At 71.0% G+C, this 14,385-nt stretch carries 9 protein-coding genes, 1 tRNA gene and 3 pseudogenes; 5 read left to right on the top strand and 8 right to left on the bottom strand.

The features are described 5' to 3' along the window. Positions 1–336: 336 nt before the first annotated feature. Entirely contained in the window at positions 337–993 is a 657-nt protein-coding gene (locus EAO77_RS23990; protein WP_147990358.1) for an ANTAR domain-containing response regulator, read from the bottom strand. A gap of 96 nt (positions 994–1,089) precedes the next feature. Here EAO77_RS23990 and EAO77_RS23985 point away from each other — a divergent pair. Continuing rightward, positions 1,090–1,164, top strand: a tRNA-Leu gene (locus EAO77_RS23985). 109 nt (positions 1,165–1,273) lie between these two features. Beyond that, a complete protein-coding gene (locus EAO77_RS23980) occupies positions 1,274–2,038 on the top strand; it encodes a transcriptional regulator (RefSeq protein WP_187283386.1) in 765 nt (254 codons plus the stop codon). A 9-nt stretch (positions 2,039–2,047) separates the two neighbouring features. Here EAO77_RS23980 and pyk read toward each other — a convergent pair whose 3' ends face one another. The 4 genes and pseudogenes from pyk to EAO77_RS23960 all read right to left on the bottom strand — a co-directional run. Then, the gene (gene pyk / locus EAO77_RS23975) at positions 2,048–3,475 is read right to left on the bottom strand and encodes a pyruvate kinase (RefSeq protein WP_147990356.1); all 1,428 of its coding nucleotides are present in this window, start codon (positions 3,473–3,475) and stop codon (positions 2,048–2,050) included. A 310-nt stretch (positions 3,476–3,785) separates the two neighbouring features. Then, entirely contained in the window at positions 3,786–4,193 is a 408-nt protein-coding gene (locus EAO77_RS23970) for a hypothetical protein (protein WP_147990355.1), read from the bottom strand. Between the two features lie 66 nt (positions 4,194–4,259). After that, positions 4,260–4,676: a hypothetical protein gene (locus EAO77_RS23965; RefSeq protein WP_147990354.1), complete on the bottom strand. Its 417-nt coding sequence runs from the start codon at positions 4,674–4,676 to the stop codon at positions 4,260–4,262. Between the two features lie 278 nt (positions 4,677–4,954). Beyond that, a pseudogene (locus EAO77_RS23960) lies at positions 4,955–5,611 on the bottom strand (SIMPL domain-containing protein); the annotation flags it as partial. 198 nt (positions 5,612–5,809) lie between these two features. Here EAO77_RS23960 and EAO77_RS23950 point away from each other — a divergent pair. Next, positions 5,810–7,618, top strand: a complete 1,809-nt coding sequence (locus EAO77_RS23950) for a bifunctional metallophosphatase/5'-nucleotidase (protein ID WP_147990352.1) — start codon at positions 5,810–5,812, stop codon at positions 7,616–7,618. A gap of 160 nt (positions 7,619–7,778) precedes the next feature. Here EAO77_RS23950 and EAO77_RS23945 read toward each other — a convergent pair whose 3' ends face one another. Then, a complete protein-coding gene (locus tag EAO77_RS23945) occupies positions 7,779–9,209 on the bottom strand; it encodes a lysine N(6)-hydroxylase/L-ornithine N(5)-oxygenase family protein (protein ID WP_147990351.1) in 1,431 nt (476 codons plus the stop codon). Then, positions 9,206–10,126, bottom strand: a pseudogene (locus EAO77_RS23940) (pyridoxal phosphate-dependent decarboxylase family protein); the annotation flags it as partial. The pseudogene EAO77_RS23940 and the gene EAO77_RS23945, both read right to left, overlap by 4 nt. On the opposite strand from EAO77_RS23940, the gene EAO77_RS41450 reads away from it, so the two are divergent. Further along, on the top strand, positions 10,008–10,757 hold the full coding sequence (locus EAO77_RS41450; RefSeq protein WP_410088691.1) for a glycoside hydrolase family 75 protein: 750 nt from the start codon (positions 10,008–10,010) through the stop codon (positions 10,755–10,757). The pseudogene EAO77_RS23940 and the gene EAO77_RS41450 sit on opposite strands and share 119 nt — an antisense overlap. 470 nt (positions 10,758–11,227) lie before the next feature. Here EAO77_RS41450 and pepN read toward each other — a convergent pair whose 3' ends face one another. Continuing rightward, the gene (gene pepN / locus EAO77_RS23930; protein WP_147990349.1) at positions 11,228–13,744 is read right to left on the bottom strand and encodes an aminopeptidase N; all 2,517 of its coding nucleotides are present in this window, start codon (positions 13,742–13,744) and stop codon (positions 11,228–11,230) included. Positions 13,745–13,746: 2 nt separating this feature from the next. On the opposite strand from pepN, the pseudogene EAO77_RS41445 reads away from it, so the two are divergent. Further along, positions 13,747–14,335: pseudogene (locus EAO77_RS41445) on the top strand (hypothetical protein). The last annotated feature ends 50 nt before the right edge of the window (positions 14,336–14,385 follow it).

The raw sequence follows: 14,385 nt of genomic DNA, 5'->3' as shown, positions 1-14,385 counted from the left end.
ACGACTCCCGCACCATGGCCGGAAACCACCCACACCCCGGCCCCGCACCCCGCGTCCGCTCAGCGGACCGTCTCACCGCAGAGCACCCTCCGGCCCGCCCCGGCGCACTCCCGTCGCCGCCACACCGTGTAGCGGATCACACACACGCCGTCAGAAGCGCGTAGGCGCCACAGTAGTGGCCACCCCTCCCCCGCCCCCCCACCGCGACAGCAACCTTCACAACTTCCCCCGCCCTCCGCCCAGCACCACGCACCCCGCAGAAGACAAAAGCCCCCGGCGCACCCCAAACGGGGTGCACCGGGGGCTCCGGCACGTCACGGCCCACCAGGGCCCGTCCTACTGGCCCTTGGCCGCCTTCTTCTCCTCGGCGTCCTCGATGACCGCCTCCGCGACCTGCTGCATCGACAGCCGCCGGTCCATCGACGTCTTCTGGATCCACCGGAACGCCGCGGGCTCCGTCAGGCCGTACTGCGTCTGCAGAATGCTCTTCGCCCGGTCCACCAGCTTCCGCGTCTCCAGCCGCTGGGAGAGGTCGGCGACCTCCTTCTCCAGCGCCCGGAGCTCGGTGAACCGCGACACCGCCATCTCGATGGCCGGCACCACGTCGCTCTTGCTGAACGGCTTCACCAGGTAGGCCATGGCACCGGCGTCCCGAGCCCGCTCCACCAGGTCGCGCTGGGAGAACGCGGTCAGCATCAGGACCGGGGCGATGGACTCCTCGGCGATCTTCTCGGCGGCCGAAATACCGTCCAGCACGGGCATCTTCACGTCCAGGATCACCAGATCCGGCCGGTGCTCCCGCGCCAGCTCCACGGCGCGCTGCCCGTCACCGGCCTCACCGACGACCGCGTAGCCCTCCTCCTCCAGCATCTCTTTGAGATCGAGCCTGATCAGGGCCTCGTCCTCGGCGATGACGACACGGGTCGTCAGCGGCGGTACGTGCGACTTGTCGTCGTCGTCGGCGATCGGCTGGGGCGACTCGGGGGCGGTCACGGGACTCCTCGTTTCAAGGCAGGGTGCTCCCCACGAGCCTACCTAGCTGCGGTAAGGTGGTGCGCACGGCATCTGGCTAAACCTTCGATTCCGTGAGCCCCGGTAGCCCAACTGGCAGCAGGCAATGGATTCAAAACCCATACAGTGTCGGTTCGAATCCGACCCGGGGCACATTACCTTCAATTCCAAGGTCACGGAATTTCGCCTGTCTTTCAGGTGATCGTGTGGTCCCCCGCCGTCCCCGCCGATTGCTTCCGGGTCACTCGTGATGATCGGGCTTGTGTACGACATCCATATGCGAGAGCGGGCGCTGAGCCTCCTCTCCCAGGGCCGCAGCCTGAATTCCGTGAGCGGAGAACTCGACGTCTCCCGGTCGGCACTGCGCTCCTGGCAAGCCCGTCCCGCGCCCCTGCGCCCTGAGATCTTCTGTTCACGGTGCCAGTCGGGCACTGAGCCGCCCCCGGCTGCGTACGCCTATCTGCTCGGCCTGTACCTCGGCGACGGCTGCCTCTCCGCCTCGCCCCGTGGCGTCTACCTTCTCCGCATCGCCTGCGCCGATGCCTGGCCCGGGCTGATCGCCGCGTGCGCCGAGGCCGTCCGCGCCGTGCGTCCCGGCAACCGGGTCGGCCTGGTACGCCGTCAGGGATGCCAGTACGTGACGTCGTACAGCAAGCACTGGCCGTGCCTCTTCCCCCAGCACGGCCCCGGCAGGAAGCACGACCGCCGCATCGTCCTCGAACCCTGGCAGCAGGAGATCGTGGACGCATGGCGCTGGGAGTTCGTGCGCGGGCTGGTGCATTCGGACGGGTGCCGGAACATGAACTGGACGACGCGGGTGGTGGGCGGGGAGGTGAAGCGCTACACGTACCCGCGGTACTTCTTCACCAATGTGTCCGACGACATCCGGCGCCTGTACACGGACACGCTCGACGCGCTCGGGGTCGAGTGGCGCACGTGCGTGCGCGGCGGGCGGCCGTACAGCGTCTCGGTGGCCCGACGCGCGTCCGTGGCGCTGATGGACGCGCATGTCGGGCCGAAGCACTGAAGGGCCCCGCTACCCCACGCTCTCGCCGATGTGGTGGACGCGCACCAGGTTGGTCGAGCCGGCGACACCGGGCGGGGAGCCGGCCGTGATGACGACGATGTCGCCCTTCCGGCAGCGGCCGATGCGCAGGAGTTCCTCGTCGACCTGGGCGACCATCGCGTCGGTGGAGTCGACGTGGGGGCCGAGGAAGGTCTCGACGCCCCAGGTGAGGTTGAGCTGGGCGCGGGTGGCCGGGTCCGGGGTGAAGGCGAGGAGGGGGATCGGGGAGCGGTAGCGGGAGAGGCGGCGGACGGTGTCGCCGGACTGGGTGAAGGCGACGAGGAACTTGGCGCCGAGGAAGTCGCCCATCTCGGCGGCCGCCCGGGCGACGGCGCCGCCCTGGGTGCGGGGCTTGTTCCGCTCGGTGAGCGGCGGCAGGCCCTTGGCGAGGACGTCCTCCTCGGCCGCCTCGACGATGCGGCTCATGGTGCGGACGGTCTCGACCGGGTACTTGCCGACGCTGGTCTCGCCGGAGAGCATCACCGCGTCGGTGCCGTCGATGACGGCGTTGGCGACGTCGGACGCCTCGGCGCGGGTGGGGCGGCTGTTGTCGATCATCGAGTCGAGCATCTGGGTGGCGACGATGACCGGCTTGGCGTTGCGCTTGGCGAGTTTGACGGCGCGCTTCTGGACGATGGGGACCTGTTCGAGCGGCATTTCCACGCCGAGGTCGCCGCGGGCGACCATGATGCCGTCGAAGGCGGCGACGATGTCGTCGATGCTGTCGACGGCCTGGGGCTTCTCGACCTTGGCGATGACGGGGACGCGGCGGCCTTCCTCGTCCATGACGCGGTGGACGTCCTCGATGTCGTGGCCGTTGCGGACGAAGGAGAGGGCGATGATGTCGGCGCCGGTGCGCAGGGCCCAGCGGAGGTCTTCGACGTCCTTCTCGGAGAGGGCGGGGACGGAGACGGCGACGCCGGGGAGGTTGAGGCCCTTGTGGTCGGAGACCATGCCGCCTTCGACGACGACGGTGCGGACGCGGGGGCCGTCGATGTCGGTGACTTCGAGGGCGACCTTGCCGTCGTCGACGAGGATGCGTTCGCCGCGGGTGACGTCGTCGGCGAGTCCGCTGTAGGTGGTGCCGCAGGTGTGGCGGTCGCCTTCGATGTCTTCCACGGTGATGGTGAATTCATCGCCGCGTTCGAGAAGTACGGGTCCTTCGCGGAAGCGGCCGAGGCGGATCTTCGGGCCTTGAAGGTCGGCGAGGATGCCGACGCTGCGGCGGGTTTCCTCGGCGGCCTTGCGGACGTGCCGGAATCTTTCCTCGTGTTCGGCGTAGCTGCCGTGGCTGAGGTTGAGTCGGGCGATGTCCATTCCGGCTTCGACCAGGGCTTTGATCTGGTCGTATGTGTCGGTGGCGGGGCCCAGGGTACAGACGATCTTTGCTCGGCGCATGGTTCGAGCCTACGGCTTACCCGCGGGTAGCAGATCGGCTTAGCGTGACTGCTCAACAACCATTCAATGAAGGGTTGTTGACAAGTGTTGGATTGTGCGGCAGGCCGCTCCGATGAGCGGACGGGCAGGTTGCCGAACCTGATCGGGATCGCGTGCCGACCGACTCACGGACACGCGGCAAAGGGGACGGAGCGACCACGGGTGCATGCGCCTCGACGGCCCGCCGTTCCCGGTGGGCCGTCGAGCCGCATGGGTGAAGAGCCACTGCATCCACGTCACGTTCGCACCGGCGCGGACCGCGGCAGCGTACCTACTCCTGGAAGTACTTCCACCCTGAGCAGGCGCTGGGGCTGGTGTCCTCTATGCCGCTGAAGGTGCAGACCTTGATCCGGTAGGAATTGTTGCCCACCACATCCCGCTCGAACTGCGAGTAGCTGATGTAGCCCTTGCCGTTGTACGAGGAGTGCAGCTGCACCCATCCACTCGTATTGACCTCCAGGTAGCCACGGACACCGTAGCCGTCCGCATAGTTGTCGTACACCCGGAAGAGGTCACCGTCGTCGACATGCACCATCGCGGCCGAGTAGCCGTTCGGGGCGCTGGAGTTGTTGAGGTACACCCAGGTGTTGCCGCTGTACGCCATCGCCTCGCCACTTGCACCGAGGGCGAGTGCCGGTGCGGCGACCAGCACGGACGCACGCGCGATCCACGATTTCAACACAAGGACTCCTTCACTGACAGAGAGGAATTGGTGCGAATTCAGGGCAGGGCGGATTACGCCGGATCACTCCGAGAACCGAACCCAGGAGGAACAGGCCGCCGGCGTCGAGTCTTCCATTCCGTCGACGGTGCACACCTTCATGCGATACGTCCTGGTGGATACGACGTCGTACGGAAACTGGCTGTACGAGATGTAGCCGTTGCCGTTGTACGAGGAGTGCACCCGAACGTAGCCACCCTCCTCGGGCTTCAGGATGTCGAGGTAACCCCGCACTCCGCGACCGTCGGAGAAGTTGTCGTACACACGGAAGAGGTCGCCGTCGTCCACATGCACCATCGCGGCCGAGTAACCATTCGGCGCGCTGGAGTTGTTGAGGTACACCCAGGTGTTGCCGCTGTACGCCATCGCCTCGCCACTTACACCGAGGGCAAGCGCAGGTGCGGCGGCGAGGACCGCTATTCGTCGACCCCAACTTTTCATCAAGAAAATCCTTCCTGACGGATCAGTTCTTTTTCCGGACGCCGACGAGCATGGCACAACGACCTATTCCCCGCTCGCCGATCGTTCGGATTTGAGCGAGACATGAGGTCTGTTGACCTGAAGTGAGAAGTGAGGCTGAAAGCCTTCCTGCTCACGCATCGGGAGGGCGCAATTCTGGACGCCTTTATCAGTTTTCGGACAGCCGTCGTACATACGAGACTCGGCATCGAAGAGCCGCGAAGCGCCCACGGGTTTCGCGGCGCGATGCGGGAAGGTAATCACCGGAGCCGCGGCGGGGTGATGGTGAAGCGGGCGGTGAGCTGCGCGAACACGGTCTGGCGCTGGGGTTCGAGGTCAAGGGCGGGTGCGGTTTCGGTGGTCGCGGGGCCGCCGAAGGCGCGCAGGGTGCCGGACGGGGAGCCGAAGGGGTCCTCGGTGCCCGTGTCGGCGAGTTCGAGGAGGGTGTCGAGGCTGCTGCCGAGGGCGTCGGCGTATTCGCGGGCGCGGCTGACGGCGTCGTGGACGGCGGCGCGCCGGGCTTCGGCGTGGACGGGCGAGTCGGGGCGCAGGGCCCACCAGGGGCCGGTGACGGTGGTGAGTTCGAGGTCGGCGAGGCGGGTGGTGAGTTCGCCGAGTGCGGTGAAGTCGGTGAGTACGGCGGTGGTGTGGACAGTGCCGTGGTAGGCGCGGACGCGTTCGCCGCGGCCGTGCTGGCCGAGTTCGGGGCTGATGGAGAAGGCTCCGGTGGAGATGTTCTCGACGGCGTCGCCGTAGGACCTGATCAGGTCGAGGACGGTGGTGTTGCGCCGGGTGAGGTCGTCGAGTGCGGTACGGCGGTCCTTGCCGCGGGCGCCTGCCTGGACGGCGATGGTGGCGATCTCGGGGTCGCGTTCGAGCCGGGCCTCGCCGCGGACGTGGACGCGGGGCGGTGGGGGCCCGGATTCGTCAGCCCCAGCACCGCCACCCGCACATCACGCCCGTGCGGAGTGCGCAGCCGGTGCATGCTGTACGGCGCGAACGCCGGGCGCAGCGTCTTCGCGTCCAGCGCGTTCGGTACGGGGGAAGCCTTCCGCACCGAGGGGGTGCTGCGCCATTATCTACGCGCGTTGTGCACGTGAACCGAGGAGACGAACATGCCGTTGAACCGCAGGAAGTTCCTGGAGAGGTCGGCCGCCGCCGGGGCCGGTGCGGCCATCGCCGGAAGCGCCGCCGCGCCCGCGGCGGCGGCCGGGGTGCGGGAGCAGGGCCCGGGCCGTGGGCCGAAGCGGTACTCCTTCACCGTGATGGGGACGACCGATCTGCACGGGAACGTCTTCAACTGGGACTACTTCACGGACAGGGAGTTCGACGACAAGGCGCACAACGATGTGGGTCTGGCCAAGATCTCCACCCTGGTGGACCGCGTGCGGGCGGAGCGGGGCCGGGGCAACACCCTGCTCATCGACGCCGGTGACACCATCCAGGGCACGCAGTTGTCGTACTACTACGCCAAGGTGGACCCGATCACGGCGCGGCGGGGTCCGGTGCACCCGATGGCGCAGGCGATGAACGCCATCGGCTACGACGCCGCGGCGCTCGGGAACCACGAGTTCAACTACGGCATCCCGGTACTGCGGAAGTTCGAGGAGCAGTGCGACTTCCCGTTGCTGGGGGCGAACGCGCTGGACGCGAAGACGCTGCGCCCGGCGTTCGCGCCGTACAGCATGCACCGGCTGCGCACTCCGCACGGGCGTGATGTGCGGGTGGCGGTGCTGGGGCTGACGAATCCGGGGATCGCGATCTGGGACAAGCAGAACGTCGGCGGCCGGATGGTGTTCCCGGGGCTGGAGGAGCAGGCGGCGAAGTGGGTGCCGCGGCTGCGGTCGATGGGTGCGGACGTGGTGATCGTGTCCGCGCACTCGGGGTCGAGCGGTACGTCGTCGTACGGGGACCAGTTGCCGTACGTGGAGAACGCGGCGGGTCTGGTGGCCGAGCAGGTGCCGGGGATCGACGCGATTCTGGTGGGTCATGCGCACACGGAGATCGCGGAGCACTTCGTCACCAACAAGGAGACGGGTGCGCAGGTGGTGCTGTCGGAGCCGCTGAAGTGGGGGCAGCGTCTGACGCTGTTCGACTTCGACCTGGTGTGGGGCCGGGGCCGGTGGACGGTGGAGCGGGTGGGCGCGCAGGTGCTGAACTCGAACGCGGTGGACGAGGATCCGCGGATCGTGGGGCTGCTGGGTGACGAGCACCGGAAGGTGGTGGCGTACGTCAACCAGGTGATCGGCACGTCGGTGGCGGCGATGACGACGGCGGAGGCCGCGTGGAGGGACGAGCCGATCATCGATCTGATCAACCATGTGCAGACCGAGACGGTGCGGGCGGCGCTGGCGGGCGGGGAGTACGGGGCGCTTCCGGTGCTGTCGCAGGCGTCGTGCTTCTCGCGTACGGCGGCGATCCCCGCGGGTGAGGTGACGATCCGGGATGCGGCGGGCCTGTACGTCTTCGAGAACACGCTGGAGGCGCGGCTGCTGACGGGTGCGCAGCTGAAGGACTATCTGGAGTTCTCGGCGCGGTACTTCGTGCGCACGGCTCCGGGTGCGCCGGTGGACACGGCGCAGCTGACGAACGCGGGCGGGACGCCGGACTACAACTACGACGCGGTGTCGGGTCTGGTGTACGACATCGACATCTCGCGGCCGGCGGGGTCGCGGATCGTGGATCTGACCTTCGAGGGTGCGCCGGTGGATCCGGCGGCGCGGTTCGTGCTGGCGGTGAACAACTACCGGGCGAGCGGTGGGGGGAACTTCCCGCATGTGGCGGGGGCGCCGCAGTTGTGGGCGAACTCGGAGGAGATCCGGAACACGATCATCGGCTGGGTGCAGGCCGAGGGGACGATCGATCCGGCCGCGTTCGCGTCGGTGGGCTGGCGGCTGACCCGGGAGGGTGTGCCGGTCTTCTAGGGCGTCCCGGGCGTCGCTGGGCAGGCGGGGCTTTCGCAGCACGCTCTGGATCCGTCCGGGCCCGGGGCGTGCTTTGGCAGCACGCCCTGGGTCCGTCCGGGCCCGGGGCGTCCCGGATGCCGCGGTTGCCCCGGGGTSACCCCGGGGCAACCGCGGTGGTTCAGTGCTGCTGGAGCGGGGTGAGCGCGGGGGCCTGGCCGGGGATGCCGGGTGCCTCGCGCCGTTCGAGGCCGAAGCTGGTGAACGCGGTGCGCCGTGGCAGGGGGTACGGCTCCTTGCCGGTGAGGGTGTTGAGGATGGAGGCGCTGCGCCAGGCGGCGAGGCCGAGGTCGGGGGCGCCGACGCCGTGGGTGTGGCGTTCGGCGTTCTGGACGTAGACGGTTCCGGTGACGGAGGGGTCGAGCTTCAGCCGGTGGTGGTCGTCCACGATCGGGCGGCCGGCGCTGTCGCGGCGCATGTAGGGGTCGATGCCGGCGAGGAGCCTGCCGAGGGGGCGTTCACGGTAGCCGGTGGCGAGGACGACGGCGTCGGTGGTGAGCCGGGACCGGGTGCCCTGCTGGGCGTGCTCGAGGTGGAGTTCGACCTTGGTGGTGGCGACGCGGCCGGCGGTGCGGACGGTGACGCCGGGGGTGAGGACGGCGTCGGGCCAGCCGCCGCCGAGGGTGCGGCGGTAGAGCTCCTGGTGGATGGCGTCGATGGTGGCGGCGTCGATGCCCTTGTGGAGCTGCCACTGGCGGGGGACGAGGTCGTTGCGCACGCGTTCCGGCAGGGCGTGGAAGTAGCGGGTGTAGTCGGGGGTGAAGTGTTCGAGGCCGAGCTTGGAGTACTCCATGGGGGCGAAGGACTCGGTGCGGGCGAGCCAGTGGAGGCGTTCGGCGCCTGCCGGTCGGGCCCTGAGCAGGTCGAGGAAGATCTCGGCGCCGGACTGGCCGGAGCCGATGACGGTGACGTGGCCGGCGGCGGCGAGGGTGTCACGGTGGTCGAGGTAGTCGGCGGCGTGGATGACGGGGACGCCGGGGGCGTCGGCGAGGGGCCGCAGCGGTTCGGGGACGTGCGGTTCGGTGCCGACGCCGAGGACGATGTTGCGGGTGTAGGCGCGGCCGAGGGCTTCGGCTTCCCCGGTGGGGTCGAGCTGGGTGTAGTCGACTTCGAACAGGTCGCGTTCGGGGCTCCAGCGGACGGCGTCGATCTGGTGGCCGAAGTGGAGTCCGGGGATGCTGTCGGCGGCCCAGCGGCAGTAGGCGTCGTATTCGGCGCGCTGGATGTGGAAGGTCTCGGCGAAGTAGAACGGGAAGAGCCGGTCGCGTGAGCGCAGGTAGCTGAGGAACGACCAGGGGCTGGTGGGGTCGGCCAGGGTGACGAGGTCGGCGAGGAAGGGCACCTGGAGGGTGGTGCCCTCGATGAGGAGTCCGGGGTGCCAGCGGAAGGCGGGCCGCTGTTCGTAGAAGGCGGTGGCGAGTCCGCCGGGGACGCCGTGGGCGAGGGCGGCGAGGGAGAGGTTGAACGGGCCGATGCCGATGCCCACGAGGTCGTGGGGGCGGACGAAGTCGGCCTCCGCCGGGGCGGCCTCGGGTGCGGGCGTGGCGGTCATCGAGGGGTGCTGCCTTCCACGAGGGCGATCAGGGTGTCGAGCCGTTCGGGGGTGGTGTGCGGGTTGAGCACGGTGGCCTTGAGCCAGACGCGGCCGTCCGCGCGGGCGCGGCCGAGGACGGCGCGGCCGCCGGTGAGCAGGGTGCGGCGGATGTCCGCGGTGGTCTCGTCGGTGGCGCCGGTGGGGCGGAAGAGGACGGTGGAGAGGGTGGGCCGCTCGTAGAGGTCGAGGCGGGGGTGCTTGTCGACGAGGCCGGCGAGGTCCTGGGCGGTGGTGCAGACGCGGTCGACGAGGTCGCCGAGGCCGCTGCGGCCGAGTGCCCGGAGGGTGACGGCGATCTTGAGGATGTCGGGGCGGCGGGTGGTGCGCAGGGAGCGGCCGAGGAGGTCGGGGAGGCCGGCGTCGGTGTCGTCGGTGGCGTTGAGGTATTCGGCGGTGTGGGCGAGGGGGCCGGTGCGGTCGGCGGCGGGTACGGCGAGGAGTCCGGCGGCGACGGGCTGCCAGCCGAGTTTGTGCAGGTCGAGGGTGACGGAGTCGGCCCGGTCGAGCCCGTCGAGCAGATGGCGCCGGGTGGGGCTGAACAGCAGCGGGCCGCCGTAGGCGGCGTCGACGTGGAGGCCGGCCCGGTGGTGGGCGGTGACATCGGCGATGGCGCTCAGGGGGTCGATCCGGCCGGTGTCGGTGGTGCCGGCGGTGGCGACGACGAGGGCGGGGCCGGGGACCTCGGTGAGGGTGCTGTGCAGGGCGGCCGGGTCGTGGACGGGTGCGGTGACCGGTGCGGGCAGGCCGAGGAGCCAGGTGGCGCGGTGCACGGAGTGGTGGGTGTCGGGGCCGCAGACGACGCGCAGGGGCGCGCCCGGGGTGCGTTCCCTGGCGAGCAGCAGGGCGAGCTGGTTGGACTCGGTTCCGCCGGTGGTGCCGGGCGTGAGCGGCGTGTGGAACCACCGGTCCTCCGGGGTCCGGGGCGGGAGCGTCGCGGCGCTGGTGTACCGGGGCAGGGTCGTCTACGCGGTCGTCGGCGACACGGGCCCCGCCGACATCATCGGCGAGGCGTCGTACGCCGCGGCGCAGGCGCTCGGCATCGACCCGCACCCCACGACGGGCGGCGCCCCCTCGGGGATCACGTACGTCCTCTTCACCGGGGCCCGCGCGCAGCCGATCGAGAGCGCGTCGACGAAGTGGCGTACGGCGGTGAGGCGCAGGCCGGGGTCGCTGCCGTCCTCGGTGCGGCGCAGCAGGGCGCGGCAGGTGTCGGTGAGGAGGGCGAGTGCGGCGGGGCGCGGACGAGCCGCGCGGCGCGGCGGCCGGAGAGGGCGGTGGTCGTGGCACGAGCCGGACGGCCGGTGGCCCGGGCGACCGGCCCGCCCGGCGATCGAGGACCGTGCGCGGCACGGTCCCGGGCCGGGGTCAGGGCGCCCGCGGGTCGGCGGGGACCTCGGTAGCGGCCGGGACGAGGCACCGCGCGCAACACGAAAGCCGGGCGCCGGGGCACGGTCGCCCCCCGGCCCGGCGCACAGCACCGCACCGGCCGGAACCAGCGCGCCCTGAGCGGCGCGGGCACCGCGGCATCGCGGCACGGTCGCCCCCCGGCCCGGCGCACAGCACCGCACCGGCCGGAACCAGCGCGCCGTCAGCGGCGCGGCCACCGAGGCACCGAAGCACCGAAGCACCGCGGCACGGTCGCCCCCGGCTGGGCGGACAGCTCCGCACCGGCCGGAATCAGCGCGCGGTGAGCGGCGCGAGCACCGCTGCACCGAAGCACCGAAGCACCGAAGCACCGTCGCCCCCGGCCCGGCGGACAGCTCCGCACCGGCCGGTACCGCTGCTTCTTCGTCCGCAAGACGATGTTCGTGACGTACGCGCAGGGCTTCGTCGTGCTGCCCGGCGCCGGCGCACTCGCGGGCCCGGAGCCCCGGGCCCGACGCACTCGCGGCCCCGCCCCGCAGGGCCCCGTTCCGCTCACCCGGCCGTGTGGCGCGGCCCCCGGGCCCGCGCCGCGCGGCCGGTCGGAGGTGGGCTCACGCCCCCCGGACGCGCAGCGCCCGCGCCAGGTCGTCGAGTTGGTCGGTCAGTTTGCGGCGCAGGGCGGGGAGGATGTCCTGCGCTTCGAGGCAGGACCGGCCGAGGCGCAGCGACTCGTTGTCGACGGCGTGGGAGGGGAAGGCGCAGCGGCCCGCCGCTTCGGCGATCGCCGGGCCCCGGCGTGCGGCGAGGGCGACGGCGTCGGGGTAGAAGCGGCTGACGTACTCCCGTGTCAGGGATGCCTGTTCGGGCTGCCAGAAGCCCTGGGCGGTGGCCGCGAACAGGTAGTTGGACAGGTCGTCGGAGCCGAAGAGGCGGGCCCATGCGGCGGCCTTGGCCTCGGCGGTGGGCAGGGCGGCGCGGCAGCGGGCGGCGCCTTCCTGGCCGGTGGCGCTGGGGTCGCGTTCCAGTTCGGCGGCGATCTCCTTCTCACCGGCGGCGCCGAGCACGCTGAGCCGGGTGAGGACGCGCCAGCGCAGCTCGGGGTCGAGTTCCGGGCCGCCGGGGACGTTGCCGTCGTTCAGCCATTCCTGGAGGGAGTGGGGCTGGGTGGCGGCGTCGACGAAGTGGCGTACGGCGGTGAGGCGCAGGCCGGGGTCGCTGCCGTCCTCGGTGCGGCGCAGCAGGGCGCGGCAGGTGTCGGTGAGGAGGGCGAGTGCGGCGGGGCGCTGGTCGGCGGGCAGGTAGCAGTCGGCGATCGGGCCCGCGGCGAAGGCGAGGACGCCCTGGACGACGGCGAGGTCGGTCTCGCGCGGGAGGTGGGCGCGGGCGGCCTCCAGGTAGGTCGTGGGGGCGAGTTCGCCGTCGCGGACCATGTCGCGGGCGGCGTTCCAGACGACGGCGCGGGTCAGCGGGTCGGGGATGCCGGACAGGGAGGTGAGCACGGTGGCCCAGGAGTCGGTGTCGAGCCGGACCTTGGCGTAGGTGGTGTCGGCGTCGTTGAGGAGGACGAGCGCGGGTCGGCGGCCGGGGCGGGTCTCGGGTGCGGCGAGGGGTACGTCGAGGTCGAGGCGCTCGCGCAGGACGAGGGTGCCGGGTTCGATCGGGTCGCGGTCGTAGGCGCCGACGCTGATGCGGTGGGGGCGGCTGCCGTCGTGGGTGATGCCGAGGGTCCAGCCGCCGTCGGTCTGGGTGACGGTGGGGGTGAGGGTGTCGACGCCGGTGGTGCGCAGCCAGCTGTCGGCCCAGGCGTGGACGTCTCGGTCGGTGGCCCCGGCGAGGGAGTCGATGAAGTCGGCGAGGGTGGCGTTGGCGAACTTGTGGCGGGCGAAGTGGGTGTTGATGCCGGCGAGGAAGTCCTTCTCCCCCATCCACGTCACCAGCTGGCGGAGTGCGGAGGCGCCCTTGGCGTAGGAGATGCCGTCGAAGTTGAGCATGGCGGACGCGGTGTCGGGCACGGCCGCGGGGTCGGGGGCGACGGGGTGGGTGGAGGGCCGCTGGTCGGCCTCGTAGCCCCAGGCCTTGCGGGCGATGCCGAAGTCGACCCAGGTGTCGGCGCACCAGTCGCCGAGGGGGGTGCCGCCGGCGGTGGCGACCTCGTTGAGGGTCTGGTAGCCCATGTACTCGGCGAAGGACTCGTTGAGCCAGATGTCGTCCCACCAGCGGAGGGTGACGAGGTCGCCGAACCACATGTGGGCCATCTCGTGGGCGATGACCATGGCGCGGGTCTGGCGCTGGGTGCCGGTGACGGCCGAGCGGAAGACGAACTCGTCGCGGAAGGTGACGAGGCCGGGGTTCTCCATCGCGCCGGCGTTGAACTCGGGGACGAAGGCCTGGTCGTAGGAGTCGAAGGGGTACGGCTCCTCGAACTTCTCGTGGTAGCGGTCGAAGCAGCGCCGGGTGACCTCGAGGAGTTCCTCCGCGTCGGCGTCGAGGTGGGCGGCGAGGGAGCGGCGGACGTGGAGGCCGAAGGGCAGGCCGGCGTGGTGGACGCGCACGGAGTGCCAGGGTCCGGCGGCGACGGCGACGAGGTAGGTGGAGAGCAGTGGTGTCGGTGCGCAGGTCCAGCGGCCGCTGCCGTCGGGGGTGGCGATGCCGTTGCCGAGGACGGTCCAGTCGTCGGGGGCGGTGACGGCGACTTCGAACACGGCCTTGAGGTCGGGCTGGTCGAAGGCGGCGAAGACGCGCTGGACGTCCTCCATGAACAGCTGGGTGTAGACGTAGGTCTCGCCGTCGCTGGGGTCGGTGAATCGGTGCATGCCCTCGCCGGTGCGGGAGTAGCGCATGGCCGCGTCGACGTGCAGTTCGTGTTCGCCTGCCGGGAGGGCGGTGAGGGGGTAGCGGTTGCCGTCGAGGGCGGCGGGGTCGAGGGGCTGTCCGTCCAGCGTGAGGGAGCGCAGTTCGGCGGGCTTGATCTCGACGAAGGTGTCTCCGGCCGCGCGCGCGGTGAAACGGATGACGGTGCGGGAGTCGAAGGTGTCGTCACCGGTCGTCAGGTCGAGTTCGATCGTGTAGCGGTGTACGTCGATCTGCTGGGCTCGGGTCTGCGCTTCGTCGCGCGTCAGTACGGACATGGGTGTCATGCTGCCCGATCGGCGCTGTCCGSTACACGATCGAACTCGACCTGACGACCGGTGACGACACCTTCGACTCCCGCACCGTCATCCGTTTCACCGCGCGCGCGGCCGGAGACACCTTCGTCGAGATCAAGCCCGCCGAACTGGATCCAGGTCGGCATCGTGAGCTGACTCGATCCAGTCGTCCCGCTCCGGGTCCCCCTCCCGCAGCGCGCGTTCGGCGAGGGTCGCGTAGGGCGTGCGGACGCCCAGCTCCGCCTCCAGCAGCGTGGCGATCGCGCCGTGCCCGGTCTGCTGCTCGTTCCCCGCCGCCGGGCGGCCGTCGCGCAGGCGGGCGGCTCCGGGGGCACGCGGGGGCTGTTCCGGGCGGTGGCCGAGGTGGCGGAGCCGGGGGACGCCTGGCTGGAACTGCCCGGCTGGACGCGGGGGTTCGTCTGGGTGAACGGTTTCTGCGCGGGCCGCTACTGGTCGGCGGGGCCGCAGCGGGCGCTGTTCGTGCCGGGGCCGGTGCTGCGGGCCGGGGCGAACGAGGTGTGGGTGCTGGAGCTGGAGGACGCCGCCGCGGGCGGGGAGGTCCGCCTGCGCTGAGCGCCCGCGGCGCGGAGGCCCGGCGCCGGGCCTCCGCGCCGCGGGGTCGC

This window comes from Streptomyces sp. T39, assembly GCF_008042045.1.
Classification (GTDB): Bacteria; Actinomycetota; Actinomycetes; order Streptomycetales; family Streptomycetaceae; genus Streptomyces.
This window is presented reverse-complemented; position numbering and strand designations above follow the sequence as displayed.

What these genes read in the sequence shown, in the direction of transcription:
- pepN (WP_147990349.1), bottom strand. Translation starts at nt 13,744, where the DNA reads ATGTCCGTACTGACGCGCGACGAAGCGCAGACCCGAGCCCAGCAGATC.
- EAO77_RS23945 (WP_147990351.1), bottom strand. Translation starts at nt 9,209, where the DNA reads ATGACCGCCACGCCCGCACCCGAGGCCGCCCCGGCGGAGGCCGACTTC.
- pyk (WP_147990356.1), bottom strand. Translation starts at nt 3,475, where the DNA reads ATGCGCCGAGCAAAGATCGTCTGTACCCTGGGCCCCGCCACCGACACA.
- EAO77_RS23950 (WP_147990352.1), top strand. Translation starts at nt 5,810, where the DNA reads ATGCCGTTGAACCGCAGGAAGTTCCTGGAGAGGTCGGCCGCCGCCGGG.
- EAO77_RS23965 (WP_147990354.1), bottom strand. Translation starts at nt 4,676, where the DNA reads ATGAAAAGTTGGGGTCGACGAATAGCGGTCCTCGCCGCCGCACCTGCG.